14 protein-coding genes and 2 pseudogenes are annotated in these 13,993 nt (G+C 61.0%); 10 read left to right on the forward strand and 6 right to left on the reverse strand.

Features of this window, described 5'->3' with window-relative positions; genetic code table 11:
- Window positions 1–4 precede the first annotated feature (4 nt).
- The 4 genes from AB5Y59_RS16615 to radC all read right to left on the reverse strand — a co-directional run bounded on the left by AB5Y59_RS16615 (window position 5) and on the right by radC (window position 1,777).
- Entirely contained in the window at window positions 5–460 is a 456-nt protein-coding gene (locus tag AB5Y59_RS16615) for a hypothetical protein (protein ID WP_139736543.1), read from the reverse strand.
- Window positions 461–550: 90 nt separating this feature from the next.
- Window positions 551–718 (reverse strand): 50S ribosomal protein L33, encoded by a 168-nt coding sequence (gene rpmG, locus AB5Y59_RS16620; RefSeq protein WP_005323752.1) that lies wholly within the window; start codon window positions 716–718, stop codon window positions 551–553.
- Window positions 719–729: 11 nt separating this feature from the next.
- Window positions 730–966: a 50S ribosomal protein L28 gene (gene rpmB, locus AB5Y59_RS16625; protein WP_005307492.1), complete on the reverse strand. Its 237-nt coding sequence runs from the start codon at window positions 964–966 to the stop codon at window positions 730–732.
- Between the two features lie 136 nt (window positions 967–1,102).
- A complete protein-coding gene (gene radC / locus AB5Y59_RS16630) occupies window positions 1,103–1,777 on the reverse strand; it encodes a DNA repair protein RadC (RefSeq protein WP_069652421.1) in 675 nt (224 codons plus the stop codon).
- A 147-nt stretch (window positions 1,778–1,924) separates the two neighbouring features.
- On the opposite strand from radC, the gene coaBC reads away from it, so the two are divergent.
- From coaBC to AB5Y59_RS16660, 6 genes and pseudogenes are all read left to right on the forward strand, one after another.
- On the forward strand, window positions 1,925–3,127 hold the full coding sequence (gene coaBC / locus AB5Y59_RS16635; RefSeq protein ID WP_042879081.1) for a bifunctional phosphopantothenoylcysteine decarboxylase/phosphopantothenate--cysteine ligase CoaBC: 1,203 nt from the start codon (window positions 1,925–1,927) through the stop codon (window positions 3,125–3,127).
- Window positions 3,128–3,203: 76 nt separating this feature from the next.
- Window positions 3,204–3,662, forward strand: a complete 459-nt coding sequence (gene dut / locus AB5Y59_RS16640) for a dUTP diphosphatase (protein ID WP_069652422.1) — start codon at window positions 3,204–3,206, stop codon at window positions 3,660–3,662.
- Window positions 3,663–3,732: 70 nt separating this feature from the next.
- Window positions 3,733–4,329, forward strand: a complete 597-nt coding sequence (gene slmA / locus AB5Y59_RS16645; protein ID WP_010676117.1) for a nucleoid occlusion factor SlmA — start codon at window positions 3,733–3,735, stop codon at window positions 4,327–4,329.
- Between the two features lie 138 nt (window positions 4,330–4,467).
- Window positions 4,468–4,551 (forward strand): annotated as a pseudogene (locus AB5Y59_RS16650) (nucleoid occlusion factor SlmA); the annotation flags it as partial.
- 138 nt (window positions 4,552–4,689) lie between these two features.
- Window positions 4,690–4,773 (forward strand): annotated as a pseudogene (locus AB5Y59_RS16655) (nucleoid occlusion factor SlmA); the annotation flags it as partial.
- Window positions 4,774–4,946: 173 nt separating this feature from the next.
- Window positions 4,947–5,783, forward strand: coding sequence for a mechanosensitive ion channel domain-containing protein (locus tag AB5Y59_RS16660; protein WP_042864726.1), 837 nt, complete (start codon window positions 4,947–4,949; stop codon window positions 5,781–5,783).
- A 115-nt stretch (window positions 5,784–5,898) separates the two neighbouring features.
- Here the strand turns inward: AB5Y59_RS16660 and AB5Y59_RS16665 are convergent, their stop codons facing one another.
- On the reverse strand, window positions 5,899–6,087 hold the full coding sequence (locus AB5Y59_RS16665) for a hypothetical protein (protein ID WP_029314882.1): 189 nt from the start codon (window positions 6,085–6,087) through the stop codon (window positions 5,899–5,901).
- Between the two features lie 421 nt (window positions 6,088–6,508).
- Between AB5Y59_RS16665 and pgi the strand changes: the two genes are divergently transcribed.
- On the forward strand, window positions 6,509–8,158 hold the full coding sequence (gene pgi / locus AB5Y59_RS16670; protein WP_368212376.1) for a glucose-6-phosphate isomerase: 1,650 nt from the start codon (window positions 6,509–6,511) through the stop codon (window positions 8,156–8,158).
- A 163-nt stretch (window positions 8,159–8,321) separates the two neighbouring features.
- Here the strand turns inward: pgi and ilvC are convergent, their stop codons facing one another.
- Window positions 8,322–9,803 carry a ketol-acid reductoisomerase gene (gene ilvC, locus AB5Y59_RS16675; protein WP_010676122.1) on the reverse strand — a complete coding sequence of 494 codons (1,482 nt, stop codon included), beginning with the start codon at window positions 9,801–9,803 and terminating at the stop codon, window positions 8,322–8,324.
- A gap of 193 nt (window positions 9,804–9,996) precedes the next feature.
- Between ilvC and ilvY the strand changes: the two genes are divergently transcribed.
- From ilvY to AB5Y59_RS16690, 3 genes are all read left to right on the forward strand, one after another.
- The gene (ilvY, locus tag AB5Y59_RS16680; RefSeq protein WP_139736544.1) at window positions 9,997–10,890 is read left to right on the forward strand and encodes an HTH-type transcriptional activator IlvY; all 894 of its coding nucleotides are present in this window, start codon (window positions 9,997–9,999) and stop codon (window positions 10,888–10,890) included.
- Between the two features lie 107 nt (window positions 10,891–10,997).
- A complete protein-coding gene (locus tag AB5Y59_RS16685; RefSeq protein WP_010676124.1) occupies window positions 10,998–11,189 on the forward strand; it encodes a hypothetical protein in 192 nt (63 codons plus the stop codon).
- A gap of 90 nt (window positions 11,190–11,279) precedes the next feature.
- The gene (locus AB5Y59_RS16690) at window positions 11,280–13,853 is read left to right on the forward strand and encodes a GNAT family N-acetyltransferase (RefSeq protein ID WP_368212378.1); all 2,574 of its coding nucleotides are present in this window, start codon (window positions 11,280–11,282) and stop codon (window positions 13,851–13,853) included.
- The last annotated feature ends 140 nt before the right edge of the window (window positions 13,854–13,993 follow it).

Raw genomic sequence — 13,993 nt, forward strand, 5'->3', positions numbered from 1 at the left:
TCGTTCAGGGAATGGGACGCATCAGGTCACGGTATTGCGCCTGACTCAAGCTGAGCCAGGTCGAGGAGGGCAGCAGGGCGGCAAACTTGCCGTCGTCCTGATAGAGCCCGACTTCCACCGGATCGCTCTGTCCGGCGATCCAGATCTTGAGGGTCACCGGGGTGCCGCGCACGGGCTCGCCGGGGGGCAGCAGCCAGCCTTGCCACGCCTCGATGCGGGCCGCCAGCTGGGCGTTGCCAAGCCCCAGATCCGGCACGCTGCGCCAACCCTGGCCGATACGCTCTATCTGCCAGCTCGGCCCCTGCCAGGTCAACACCACGGCACTCTCCGGCAACAGCGGACGCGCGCGTTTGGCACTGTTCTCCTGCTGGGCCTGCTCCAGCCGGTGCAACAGGGTAATGACGATCAACACGACCACGATGATCACGTTGTTCCAGCCTTTGCGGCTCAGTTTGAACATGGCTAGCCTCCCTTCGAATAGGCAGTGTACTGAATTCCAGCCATAAAAAAACCCGGCACGAGGCCGGGTTTTTGCAGCGAAACCAAGTAATTACTTGATTTTGCCTTCTTTGTAGATCACATGCTGACGAATCACGGGATCAAATTTCTTGATCTCCATTTTTTCGGGCATGGTGCGCTTGTTCTTGGTAGTGGTATAGAAGTGACCAGTACCGGCGCTGGAGTTCAGGCGAATCTTATCGCGAATACCTTTAGCCATGATCTAATTCCTTATACCTTAACGCCGCTGGCACGCAGTTCAGCCAGAACCACTTCAACGCCGCGCTTGTCGATGATACGCATGCCTTTTGCGGATACGCGCAGGCTCACGAAGCGTTTTTCACTCTCAACCCAGAAACGGTGAGTGTGCAGGTTCGGCAGGAAACGACGCTTGGTAGCGTTGTTAGCGTGCGAACGGTTGTTACCAACTGCCGGGCGCTTGCCGGTTACTTGGCATACTCTAGACATGTCAGTCTCTCCAAATCTTACTTCATTGCTCGAGCAAATATCTGCCCCGCTGGCCTTCGATTGCGGGGCAAACAGAAGGCGGCATTTTATACAGCATCCGTGATCAAAGATCAACTAATACAGTGCCAGAGCCCAGTCACAACCAACCACGCTCTGCGAAAGAAACCGTGATGCCATCACCGATCACCAGGTGATCAAGCACTCTGATATCGACCAGGGCCAGGGCGGCCAGGATCCGATCCGTGATCTGGCGGTCCGCCCGACTGGGCTCGGCCACGCCGGACGGGTGATTATGCGCCAGAATCACGGCGGCTGCATTATGTTTGAGCGCGATCTGCACGATTTCTCTGGGCCAGACGCTCGCCGAGTCGAGGGTGCCGTAAAAAAGTTCGACAAACCGGATGACCCTGTGCTGGTTGTCGAGCAGCAGCAGGGCGAACACCTCCCTCCCCCGATCCCGCAACTGGGCTTGCAGAAAGTCCCGGGTAAGCCCGGGCGAGGTGAGCGCCTCTCCCCGTTGCAACTGTTCGGCCAGATGGCGCCGCCCCATTTCCAGCACCGCCTGCAACTGGGCATACTTGGCAGGTCCCAGCCCGTGAGCGCCACAAAAATCCTGCTGATCGGCCCCCAGCAGTGCCCGCAGGGAACCAAACTGCTGCAACAACTGGCGGGAGAGATCCACCGCACTCAACCCACTGACCCCGGTGCGCAGGAAGATGGCCAGCAGTTCGGCATCGGAGAGCGCCGCCGCTCCTCGGCGCAGCAGCTTTTCCCTCGGGCGCTCCTCTTCCGGCCACTCCTTGATGCTCATTTGTCTCTCCCTCATGGCTATTGAGAGAAAACATAGCAAAGAATCCCGCGAGCCCGACCACAACTCCCCCATGTCAGCCTCTGTCGCCACCCATTGCCTGTGCTATCTTAGCCGACCAGTCAGAGTGAGCCGGAAGAGAAGCAGCAGATGAGATTGGCCGATAAACGCATCCTGTTGGGTGTCAGTGGCGGGATCGCCGCCTACAAGAGTGCCGAACTGGTACGTCGCCTGAAAGATCAGGGGGCCGAGGTGCGAGTGGTGATGACCCGCTCCGCCAAGGAGTTCATCACCCCGCTGACCCTGCAAGCCGTCTCAGGCCACCCGGTGGCCGACAGTCTGCTGGACCCGGCTGCCGAGGCGGGCATGGGCCACATCGAGCTGGCCAAGTGGGCCGATCTGGTGCTGATCGCCCCCGCCAGCGCCAATCTGATGGCCCGCATGGCCGCCGGCATGGCGGACGAGCTGCTCACCACCCTCTGCCTGGCCACCCCGGCGACTGTCGCCCTGGCGCCAGCCATGAACCAGCAGATGTATCGCAACGCCGCTACCCAGGCCAACCTTCAGACCCTCGCCGAGCGCGGCATTCAGCTGTGGGGGCCAGACTCCGGCAGCCAGGCCTGCGGCGATGTGGGCCCGGGCCGGATGCTGGATCCCCTGGAACTGGTGGAACGCTGCTGCCAGCAGCTCGCCGCCGAACCGCTCCTGGCAGGCGTCAGGCTGCTGCTCACCGCCGGGCCGACCCGCGAGGCGCTGGATCCGGTGCGCTATATCAGCAACCACAGCTCCGGCAAGATGGGCTACGCCATCGCCCGCGCCGCGCGCGAAGCGGGCGCGGAGGTGACCCTGGTGAGCGGCCCGGTGGCACTGGCCACCCCGGCCGGCGTTACCCGCATCGATGTGGAGAGTGCCCTGCAGATGCACGAAGCAGTGATGAGCCGGGTCGGTGAGTGCGACCTCTTTATCGGCTGCGCTGCCGTCGCCGACTACCGTCCCGCCCAGGTGGCCGAGCAAAAGATCAAGAAGACCGGCGACAACGACCAGATGCAGCTGACCCTGGTCAAAAACCCCGACATCATCGCCGATGTGGGGGCGTTGTCAGACAAACCCTTCACCGTCGGATTTGCCGCCGAAACCGTGGATGTGGAACAATACGCCCTCGACAAACTTCGACGTAAGCGGCTGGACATGATCGCAGCCAACGATGTGTCCCGTGCAGGCCAGGGTTTCAATGCCGATGACAACGCCCTGACCGTCTTCTGGCAAGGGGGTCAAGCCGCCCTGCCCCTGGCCGATAAGCTGACGCTCGCCCGTCATCTTGTCGCCCTGATTGCACGCCATTATCGACCCTGAGCCCATTGAACATGCCGGGAGCCCCAGGCTCCTGCAGTACCACCCGATCGCCAGGCGATCCAATTGAAAAAGATTCATGACGACACAAATTGAACTGAAAATCCTGGATGCCCGCATCGGCACCGACTTCCCGCTGCCCGCTTACGCCACACCGGGCTCCGCTGGCATGGACTTGCGCGCCCTGCTGGATGCCCCGCTGACCCTGGCCCCGGGCGACACCACGCTGGTGCCAACCGGGCTGGCCATTCACATCCAGGATCCGAGTCTGTGCGCCACCATCCTGCCCCGCTCCGGCCTCGGCCATAAGCACGGCATCGTGCTGGGCAACCTGGTCGGCCTCATCGACTCCGACTACCAGGGTCAGTTGATGGTCTCGGTCTGGAACCGTGGCAACGACAGCTTCACCATGCAGCCTGGCGAGCGCATCGCCCAGCTGGTGATCCTGCCGGTGGTACAGGCTAGCTTCCAGCTGGTCGACGAATTCAATCAGAGTGAACGGGGTGAAGGCGGGTTTGGTTCTTCTGGTCGCCAATAACAAGACCACACGGCCCCCTGGGGCACGTGCCAAATAATAGAATCAAGCCATTGTTTTTTTAGGGGAATCCATGGCAAGCAGTAACCAGAAACAGAGTCGGCGCGATCAGATCCTGCAGGCACTCGCCCACATGCTGGAAACCAGCCCGGGCCAGCGCATCACCACGGCACGCCTCGCGGCCGAGGTGGGCGTGTCCGAGGCGGCCCTCTACCGGCATTTTCCCAGCAAGGCGAGGATGTTCGAGGGGCTGATCGACTTTATCGAGGATTCCCTGCTGTCACGGGTCAACCTGATCATGGCCGAAGAGAAGGACACCATGGCCCGCTGCCATCACATACTGCAGCTGCTGCTGGTGTTCGCCGAGCGCAACCCCGGCATCACCCGCATTCTCAATGGCGATGCCCTGCTGGGCGAACACGATCGGCTGCGGGATCGCATCAGCATTCTGTTCGACAAGCTGGAGACCCAGATCAAGCAGGTACTGCGCGAGAAACGGCTGCGGGAAGGCCAGGGCTTCCAGCTCGACGAGACCATGCTGGCCAACCTGCTGCTGGCCTATACCGAGGGCCGCATCAGCCAGTTCGTCCGCTCGGAGTTCAAAATCAAGCCCACTGCCGGCTTTGAAGATCAGTGGCAGTTTATCCGCAGCCAGCTGCTGCAAAGCTGAGCCAGCAGACCGCATCAACCAATGCACGTCCGCTCGGAGTGCACAATCAAGCCCACTGCCGGCTTTGAAGATCAGTGGCAGTTCATCCGCAGCCAGCTGCTGCAAAGCTGAGCCAGCAGACCGCATCAACCAATGCACGTCCGCTCCGAGTGCACAATCAAGCCCACTGCAGGCTTTGAAGATCAGTGGCAGTTTATCCGCAGCCAGCTGCTGCAAAGCTGAGCCAGCAGACCGCATCAACCAATGCACGTCCGCTCCGAGTTCACAATCAAGCCCACTGCCGGCTTTGAAGATCAGTGGCAGTTTATCCGCAGCCAGCTGCTGCAAAGCTGAGCCAGCAGACCGCATCCACCAATGCACGTCCGCTCCGAGTTCACAATCAAACCCACCGCCGGGTTTGAAGATCAGTGGCAGTTTATCCGCAGCCAGCAGCTGCAAAGCTGAGTGCGCACATGCCGAGCGTCCCTGCGCCAGCAGGGTTGTGACAAAACGGGAGGCCTTGGCCTCCCTTGCTTTTTGTGGCACAAAAGAAGAGACAAGCACCAGATGCGACCCAGCTTGTCGCGCTCAAGTGTTAGATTCATCTGCCATAAATCTTCACACCAACAGGACATCCTATGGAACCCGAGATCATTACCGAAGCACAGACCTGGCTGACCAACAACCAGGGACTGATCATCGAGTATGCGGTCAACATCGCCGCCGCCCTGATCACCCTGCTGGTCGGTTACATTGCCGCCAACCTTCTCAGCGGTGGCGTGGTCAAGGTGATGCAGACCCGCAAGCTGGACACCACCGTCACCCACTTCGTCGGCAGCATCCTCAAATACACCATCCTGGTGTTCGTAGTGATCGCCGCCCTGGGCCGGGTCGGGGTGCAGACCGCCTCCTTCGTCGCCATTATCGGTGCCGCCGGTCTGGCCATCGGTCTGGCGCTGCAGGGCTCTCTCTCCAACTTTGCCGCCGGTTTCCTGCTCATCATCTTCCGCCCCATCAAGGCTGGGGAATTCATCGAGGTGGCAGGCACCAATGGCGTTGTGCAATCGGTCCAGCTCTTCACCACCACCCTCACCTCGGGTGACAACAAGATGGTGGTAGTGCCAAACTCCGCCATCCTAAACGGCACCATCGTCAACTACTCGCGCATGGATACCCGCCGCGTCGACATGACATTCGGCATCGGCTACGGCTCCGACCTGCGCAAGGCCAAACAGATCCTGGAGCGGCTGGTGAGCGAAGAGCCCCGCATCCTGAAGGAGCAGGCCGCCACCATTGCCGTTGCCGCGCTGGCCGACTCCTCGGTCAATATCGTGGTGCGCCCCTGGGTCAAGACCGGCGATTACTGGGGCGTCTGGTTCGACTTCCACGAGAAGGTGAAGCTCACCTTCGACGCCGAGGGCATCGAGATCCCCTTTCCCCAGCGTGTGGTCCACATGCAAAAGACGGCGGATTGATCCTCGGTGTGCGCTCTCCAGTGCCAGCCTTCGGGCTGGCACTGTCGTTTCTGCCTTCTGTGACATGAAAAAACCGGCCACAGGCCGGTCTTGCGCACCAGGTCGCACCGCGTTCTCACCCCAGCCGGCGTGCAACCCGGTTGAGCAGGGGCTGCATCAGCACATAACCCCCCAGCACGGCTCCGATCACCGCCAGTACGCGGATCTCCAACGTCGGCGCCGCATTGGCCAGCGTCAGGGTCAGCAAACCGATGAGGCCGGTGGCGATCAGGCTCAGGGCAAACAGGGATAACAGGGCTTTCATCTCGATCTCCTCATTCCACACCATTGATTCCATACCTTGGCCATCCCTGGGAGATCTCGTCCATTCGGCTCATATGATAGCCAGCGTCTGTTGCCCACCATTTGCGCCTGCTCAAAAAACCGTCCGATGAGCGTCTGTTGAATACCCTTTGATCTGTCACGCCAGCTTTCCAGAGCCACGGCCGCGCTCCCCTTGAAATGAAAGCCTTTTCAACCCGAACAAGCATGCGCGAACGCAAGATCCCGGGGTACTGAGTGACTCATAATCGCACTGTTTTGGTTGTACACTCCCTCGTTGCAGACAATTGGTAATGCTCTGTTACACGGGGCGCACGGAGTGCCCGGTATAATGCTCGCATAATAAGGTTTGGCGGGAGCCTTGCCTGCAAGGTTCAAACACAACTTGGAAGACTGATAATCCTATGAAAAATATCAATCCAACCCGGACCCAGGCCTGGCAGGCACTGGAAGCCCATTTTGCAGCCAACAAGGAGATGCGTCTCAAGGATCTGTTCGCACAGGATCCCAAGCGTTTTGACAAGTTCTCCCTCACCTTCGGTGGCGACATCCTGGTCGACTACTCCAAGAACCTGATCACCGAAGAGACCCTCAAGCTGCTGGTGAACCTGGCTGGCGAGACCGATCTGCGCAGCGCCATCGACGCCATGTTCAACGGCGACAAGATCAACATGACCGAAGGGCGCGCCGTACTGCACACCGCCCTGCGCAACCGCTCCGACCGTCCCATCGAGGTTGACGGCAAGGACGTGATGCCGGAAGTGAACGCCGTACTGGCCAAGATGAAGGGCTTCTGCGAGAAGGTCATCGGTGGCGAGTGGAAGGGCTATACCGGCAAGGCCATCCAGCACGTGGTCAACATCGGCATTGGTGGCTCCGATCTGGGCCCCGTCATGATCACCGAGGCCCTGCGCCCCTACAAGAATCACCTGGAGATGCACTTCGTCTCCAACGTCGACGGCACCCACATCGCCGAGACGCTCAAGAAGATCGATCCGGAAACCACCCTGTTCCTGGTGGCCTCAAAGACCTTCACCACCCAGGAGACCATGACCAACGCCCTGACCGCCCGCGACTGGTTCCTCGGTCATGCCGGTGACAAGGCCCACGTTGCCAAGCACTTCGCCGCCCTGTCGACCAACGGCAAGGCCGTTGCCGAGTTCGGCATCGACACCGACAACATGTTCGAGTTCTGGGACTGGGTCGGCGGCCGCTACTCCTCCTGGTCCGCCATCGGCATGCCCATCGCCCTCTCCCTCGGCTTCGAGCACTTTGAGGCCCTGCTGCAAGGCGCCTTCGAGATGGACATGCACTTCGCCACTGCCGCCTATGAACAGAACGTGCCCGTACTGCTGGCCCTGATCGGCCTGTGGTACAACAACTTCCATGGTGCCGAGTCCGAAGCTATCCTGCCGTACGATCAGTACATGCATCGCTTCCCTGCCTACTTCCAGCAAGGCAACATGGAGTCCAACGGCAAGTACGTGGACCGCGACGGCAATCCGGTGGACTACCAGACCGGCCCCATCATCTGGGGTGAGCCGGGTACCAACGGCCAGCACGCCTTCTACCAGCTGATCCATCAGGGCACCAAGCTGATCCCCTGCGACTTCCTGGCGCCGGCCATCAGCCATAACCCCATCGGTGACCACCATCCGAAGCTCCTGGCCAACTTCTTCGCCCAGACCGAGGCCCTGGCCTTCGGCAAGAGCAAGGAAGCGGTGGAGGCCGAGTTCCTGGCCGCCGGCAAGACGCTAGAGCAGGTCAAGGATCTGGTGCCGTTCAAGGTGTTCGAAGGCAACCGCCCGACCAACAGCATACTGTTCAAGAGCCTGACCCCGAAGACGCTGGGTGCCCTGATCGCCATGTACGAGCACAAGATCTTCGTACAGGGCGCAATCTGGAACATCTTCTCCTTCGACCAGTGGGGTGTGGAGCTGGGCAAACAGCTGGCCAACAAGATCCTGCCGGAGCTGGGCACCGATGAGGCCGTCACCAGCCACGACGGCTCCACCAACGGCCTGATCAACACCTGGAAAGCCTGGAAGGCCTGATTGCTCGCGCCCTCCAGAATGCAAAAGCCCCGCTCGATGAGCGGGGCTTTTTTATAGGCTTCAATCTGTCTGTTTGCATCATCCGGACGACAGGCCAGGTGTCTAAGCCAGCCAGTAACGGGGATCGTCATCCACGCCCCTTCCGATGCCGCTCAGCGAAGGCTTAACCGCCAACGGCAATACGCTTCATGTCCTTCATGTAACCACGCAGGGTCTGGCCGATCTTCTCGATCGGGTGGTTGCGGGTCGCTTCGTTGGCAGCCAGCAGGGCCAGGTTGTCCACCGCCTTGCTCTCGGCACGGGCACTGCCCAGGTCCCCTGCTTGCAGGGTCGGCATGAAGTGCTCACGCAGCAGCGGCACGGCGGCGTTGGCGAACAGGTAGTTGCCGTACTCCGCGGTATCGGAGATGACCACGTTCATCTCGTACAGACGCTTGCGGGCGACGGTGTTGGCGATCAGCGGCAGCTCGTGCAAAGACTCGTAGTAGGCGGACTCTTCATAGATGCCGGAGGCCACCATGGTTTCGAACGCCAGCTCGACACCCGCCTTGACCATGGCCACCATGACCACGCCATTATCGAAGTACTCCTGCTCGGCGATCTTGCCAGCATAGGCAGGGGCATTCTCGAAAGCGGACTTGCCAGTCTCTTCGCGCCAGCCGAACAGCTTGGCATCGTCTTCGGCCCAGTCAGCCATCATGCCGCGGGAGAACTCGCCGGCGATGATGTCATCCATGTGCTTCTCGAACAGCGGACGCATCAGGGTGCGCAGTTGCTCGGAGAGCTCGAAGGCACGCAGCTTGGCCGGGTTAGAGAGACGGTCCATCATCAGGCTGATGCCGCCCTGCTTCAGGGCCTCGGTGATGGTCTCCCAGCCGAACTGGATCAGCTTGCCGGCATAGGCCGGGTCAGTGCCCTCGGCAACCAGCTTGTCGTAGCAGAGCAGGGAACCGGCCTGCAGCATGCCGCACAGAATGGTCTGCTCGCCCATCAGATCGGATTTCACTTCCGCGACGAAGGAAGATTCCAGCACGCCGGCACGGTCGCCACCGGTAGCAGAGGCCCACGCCTTGGCAATGGCCATGCCCTCACCCTGGGGATCGTTCTCCGGGTGGACGGCGATCAGGGTTGGTACGCCGAAACCACGCTTGTACTCTTCACGCACTTCGGTGCCCGGGCATTTGGGTGCAACCATCACGACGGTGATGTCGGCACGGATCTGCTGACCCTCTTCCACCACGTTGAAGCCGTGGGAGTAGCCCAGAGCGGCGCCCTGCTTCATCAGCGGCATCACGGTTTTGACGACGTCGGAGTGCTGCTTGTCCGGGGTCAGGTTCAGCACCAGATCGGCGGTCGGGATCAGCTCTTCATAGGTGCCGACCGCGAAGCCGTTGTCGGTGGCCTTCTGCCAGGAGGCGCGCTTCTCGGTGATGGCGGCCTTGCGCAGGGCGTAGGAGATGTCCAGCCCGGAGTCGCGCATGTTCAGACCCTGGTTCAGGCCCTGGGCGCCACAGCCCACAATCACCACCTTCTTGCCCTTCAGCACGTTGCAGCCGTCCGCGAACTCTTCGCGCTGCATGAAACGACACTTGCCCAGTTGGGCCAACTGCTGACGCAGGTTCAAGGTGTTGAAATAGTTAGCCATGGTGATTGCTCCGTTCGATTGATTCCATGCCGGATGGCGGCGTTGTCGAAACCACTATAGCGCGGGACACTTATTGCCTGAACTGATATATTCGAAACAGTACGTTGCAGGAATTGAAATGTGATTTCCCGCAATCTCCCGCCGCCGAGCCATCGTGCTACAGGGCGCCTGACAACGCCGCAGGAATAAAAAGATGGACCTTCGCAATCTCGAACTGTTTCTCCACCTCGCCGACTCCCTCCACTTCGGCAAAAGCGCCGATGCCATGGCGGTCAGCCCCTCCACCCTGAGCCGCGCCATCCAGCGACTGGAACAGGAGACCGGCTGCGTGCTGTTCGAGCGGGACAACCGCTCGGTGCGGCTCACCCCTGCTGGTGAAAAGCTGCGGGAGTTTGGCGGTGCCTTGCTGCAGGAGTGGCGCCAACTCAAACAGGAGCTCAAGCGCAGCGACGAGCCGCTGCAAGGGCGGCTGCGGGTGTTCTGTTCGGTTACCGCCAGCTACTTTCTGCTACCCGAGGTACTGGAACGCTTTCGTCGCCGTTATCCCCAGCTGGAGATCAAGCTGGAGACCGGCGACCCGGCACTGGCAGTGGACAAGATCCTGGCTGACGAAGCCGATCTCGCCATCGCAGCGAGGCCGGATGCGCTCTCGTCCAAGCTGGAATTCGCCAGCCTGCAACAAGTCCCTCTGGTGTTCATCGCCCCCCGCAATGCCCCCCAGCAGGGTCAGTGGTTCCCCCAGGGCGAACCTGACTGGGAGCGCCTGCCGCTGATCCTCTCCGAACAGGGGCTGGCCCGAAAGCGCTGTGATCAATGGTTTCGCAACAAAGGGATAGCTCCCAACATCTATGCAGAAGTGGCGGGCAACGAGGGCATCGTCGCCATGGTGGCCCTCGGCTTCGGTGTGGGTGTCGTGCCTGCCGCCGTCATCGATCACAGCCCCATGGGGGACAAGGTGCGTGTGGTCGAGCCCAAACCGGCGCTCAAGGCGTTCGACGTCGGCATCGCCGTGCTCAAGAAGCGGCTGGAAGAACCGCTGATCCGCGCCTTCTGGGACACCGCACGCGGCCAGGGAGGCCTTCGCTGATCCGGCAGGCGTCGGAGCCACAGTGAGTGTCAAATGTATCAGTATGAAAGTGGGGGAGAAGAGGGGACACTGGCCGGCACCATCCAGCCACCATCAAGGAATAGAGCGTGAGCCAGCATCTTGTCGAAATCCGCAGTGCCATCCTGTTCGCAGAATATCTGCAAAGCCTCGGGGTCCAGCGCCATGAACTCGATCGGGAGCAGGAGATCTATCTCCAGGACAGGCACCTCGCCACGGTGCAATGCATTCAGGGGGAGCTGCGCTTTTATCTGCGCGCCAGCGCACTGGCCAGATCGTGATCCGCAATCGGTCACAGAACCCGCACGCAAAGCGTATTAGACTGGCACCATCCGTCCCCCTCGCCCCGGGGGCCACCACGAGGAGTGCCCATGAAACAAAGCGGCCTGGATCGGCTCTTCAAACCTCACTCGATCGCCGTCATCGGCGCCTCCAGTGATCCGCAGAAAGCAGGCCATGTGGTCATCCGGCACCTGCTGGCGGGTCAGTTCCAGGGCCCTATACTACCCGTAGCCCCCCGCAGCCAGGCCATCGCTGGCGTGCTCGCCTATCCGGACATAGAGAGCCTTCCCCTCTCCCCCGATCTCGCCATCGTCTGTACCCGGCGCGAACGGGTACTGCCGCTCATCGAGGAGCTCGGCAAGAAAGGAACCGGAGCCGCCATCATACTGGCCGCCCAGTTCTCCACTGACGAGCGCCTGCGGCTCAAGCATCTGTGCCAGCAATACGGCATCCGGCTGCTCGGCCCCAACAGCATGGGCATGCTGCTCCCCGGGCAGGGTATCAACGCCAGCTTTTCCCCCATTGCAGCGACTCCGGGACAGGTGGCGTTTCTCTCCCAGTCGGCAGCGGTCAGCACCACCATCCTGGATTGGGCCAAGCAGCGCGAAATCGGCTTCTCGGCCTTCATCTCCCTGGGCGATCATTGCGACATCGACTTTGGCCAACTGCTGGATCAGCTCTCCCGGGACGGGACGACCCGCGCCATCCTGATCTACATGGACAAGCTGCACGATGCCAGGCACTTTCTCTCCGCCGCCCGTGCCGCCTCGCGTAACAAACCCATCCTGATCCTCAAGAGCGGTCGGCACGACCCGGCCAACGGTCTCGACAATGTCTATGATGCCGCCATCCGCCGGGCTGGCATGCTGCGCGTCCGGGATACCCACGAACTGTTTGCCACTGTCGAGACCCTGAGCCACTCCCTGACCCTCAAGGGGGAGCGGCTCGCCATCCTCTCCAATGGGCGCGGCCTCGCCAACATGGCCGCAGACGTACTGCTGTCTCGGGGAGGCAAGCTGGCGATGCCACCCCTGGACATAGGCAGCGATGCCGATGTGGAGGCCTACAGAACCGCGCTGGACGATCTGCTGCAAGGGGACGGGGCCGATGCCATACTGCTGATCCACGCCCCCTCCCTCACCGCCCGCGGGGCAACCCTGGCCGGCAGCCTGATCAATTTCCTCAAACAGCACCCCAGGGCCAGACGATTCAACATACTGACCAACTGGGCAGGCGAATACTCCGCCCTGGAGGGGAGACGCCTGTTCAACGAGGCGGGCATCCCGACCTATCGCACCCCGGAAAGCGCCGTCACGGCCTTCATGCACATGGTGGAATATCGCCGCAACCAGAAACAGTTGATGGAAACACCGGCCTCCCTGCAGGGCGACAGGCTCGATGTCGAGCGCTGCCAGCAGCTCCTTGGGCAAGCGCTGGACCGCCAGCAGCGGGTGCTGGACACCCACCTGGCCCATCCCATATTGCAGGCAGCCGGGCTATCCACCCTCGCGACCTGGATCGTCTCCGATGCCATCGAGGCCGCACTGACTGCAGAACAGATTGGCTACCCCGTAGTGGTGAAGCTGCGATCTCCCGACATCGCCCACAAATCCGATGTACACGGTGTCATGCTGAACCTACGCACCTCGGCGGAAGTCGCCCAGGCGGCGGATGCCATTCTGGACAGGGTACGTCAGCACGATCCTGGCGCCCGCATAGAAGGGCTTCTGGTACAACGCATGGCACGCCGCAGCGGGGGTCTGGAGCTACGGATCCGCTTGCAGCAGGATCCTGTCTTCGGCCCCGTCATCCTACTCGGGGAATCCGGCGCCGAGCCCCGCGACATGGTCGCGGCCCTTCCTCCCCTCAACCAGGCTCTGGCTCGCTACCAGATCATTGGTGCCCTCAAGGATGGCAAGATCCGCGAGCAGGCCAGTCCGGTACGGCTCGATATCGACGCCCTCGGCCAGGTGCTGTGCCAGCTCTCCGAGCTGCTGCTGGCCTTCCCCGAGATACAAGAACTGGATCTGCACCCGCTGCAGGCCTGTGGCGAAGAGATGGTGATCCTGGATGCCCGGCTCGCCTTGGCAGAGCGAGGGCAACAAGTGCTGCCACTGGCCATTCGCCCCTATCCCACCGAGCTGGAAGAGGGTGCCTGGCTGAAAGATCAGAGTCATGTGCTGCTGCGCCCCATTCGCCCCGAAGACGAGCCGGCCCACAAGCAGTTCGTGCGGCAGGTGTCTGATGAAGACAGGTACAAACGCTTCTTCGCCGACGTGGGGGAGCTGGGGCATGAGGAGCTGGCCCGTATGACCCAGATCGATTATGACCGGGAAATGGCCTTCGTCGCCGTGGGTCAGGACGGCCCTTTCAGCCAGCAGATCGTGGGAGTGGTGCGAGCCATTGCCAGCCCGGATCAATCGGATGCGGAGTTTGCCATCCTGGTCCGCTCAGACTTGAAAGGGCTCGGACTCGGCAAGTTGATGATGGAAAAGATCGTGCGCTATGCCAGAGAGCGTGGCATAGGCCAGCTATCTGGCATGACCATGCCCAGCAATCGCGGCATGATCAATCTGGCCAAACGGCTCGGTTTCAAGATCGATATTCAGCTGGAAGATGGGATAGTCAACATGGAGCTGCCCTGTGCTGATCAGGTTGTATAACGATACAATCGTGGTGGTAAATCAACCAGATATGGATGGATAACGTGAATTTCAGGCAATAAAAAACCCCGCTCGAGTGAGCGGGGTTTCTTGTATTGGGTGCCTGGCAGTGTCCTACTCTCGCATGGCGAATGCCACAC

The sequence above is a fragment of the Aeromonas sp. s10 genome, from assembly GCF_040907975.1.
In the GTDB taxonomy this organism is placed as follows: Bacteria; Pseudomonadota; Gammaproteobacteria; order Enterobacterales; family Aeromonadaceae; genus Aeromonas; species Aeromonas caviae.

What these genes read in the sequence shown, in the direction of transcription:
- AB5Y59_RS16615 (WP_139736543.1), bottom strand. Translation starts at nt 460, where the DNA reads ATGTTCAAACTGAGCCGCAAAGGCTGGAACAACGTGATCATCGTGGTC.
- rpmG (WP_005323752.1), bottom strand. Translation starts at nt 718, where the DNA reads ATGGCTAAAGGTATTCGCGATAAGATTCGCCTGAACTCCAGCGCCGGT.
- rpmB (WP_005307492.1), bottom strand. Translation starts at nt 966, where the DNA reads ATGTCTAGAGTATGCCAAGTAACCGGCAAGCGCCCGGCAGTTGGTAAC.
- radC (WP_069652421.1), bottom strand. Translation starts at nt 1,777, where the DNA reads ATGAGCATCAAGGAGTGGCCGGAAGAGGAGCGCCCGAGGGAAAAGCTG.
- coaBC (WP_042879081.1), top strand. Translation starts at nt 1,925, where the DNA reads ATGAGATTGGCCGATAAACGCATCCTGTTGGGTGTCAGTGGCGGGATC.
- dut (WP_069652422.1), top strand. Translation starts at nt 3,204, where the DNA reads ATGACGACACAAATTGAACTGAAAATCCTGGATGCCCGCATCGGCACC.
- slmA (WP_010676117.1), top strand. Translation starts at nt 3,733, where the DNA reads ATGGCAAGCAGTAACCAGAAACAGAGTCGGCGCGATCAGATCCTGCAG.
- AB5Y59_RS16660 (WP_042864726.1), top strand. Translation starts at nt 4,947, where the DNA reads ATGGAACCCGAGATCATTACCGAAGCACAGACCTGGCTGACCAACAAC.
- AB5Y59_RS16665 (WP_029314882.1), bottom strand. Translation starts at nt 6,087, where the DNA reads ATGAAAGCCCTGTTATCCCTGTTTGCCCTGAGCCTGATCGCCACCGGC.
- pgi (WP_368212376.1), top strand. Translation starts at nt 6,509, where the DNA reads ATGAAAAATATCAATCCAACCCGGACCCAGGCCTGGCAGGCACTGGAA.
- ilvC (WP_010676122.1), bottom strand. Translation starts at nt 9,803, where the DNA reads ATGGCTAACTATTTCAACACCTTGAACCTGCGTCAGCAGTTGGCCCAA.
- ilvY (WP_139736544.1), top strand. Translation starts at nt 9,997, where the DNA reads ATGGACCTTCGCAATCTCGAACTGTTTCTCCACCTCGCCGACTCCCTC.
- AB5Y59_RS16690 (WP_368212378.1), top strand. Translation starts at nt 11,280, where the DNA reads ATGAAACAAAGCGGCCTGGATCGGCTCTTCAAACCTCACTCGATCGCC.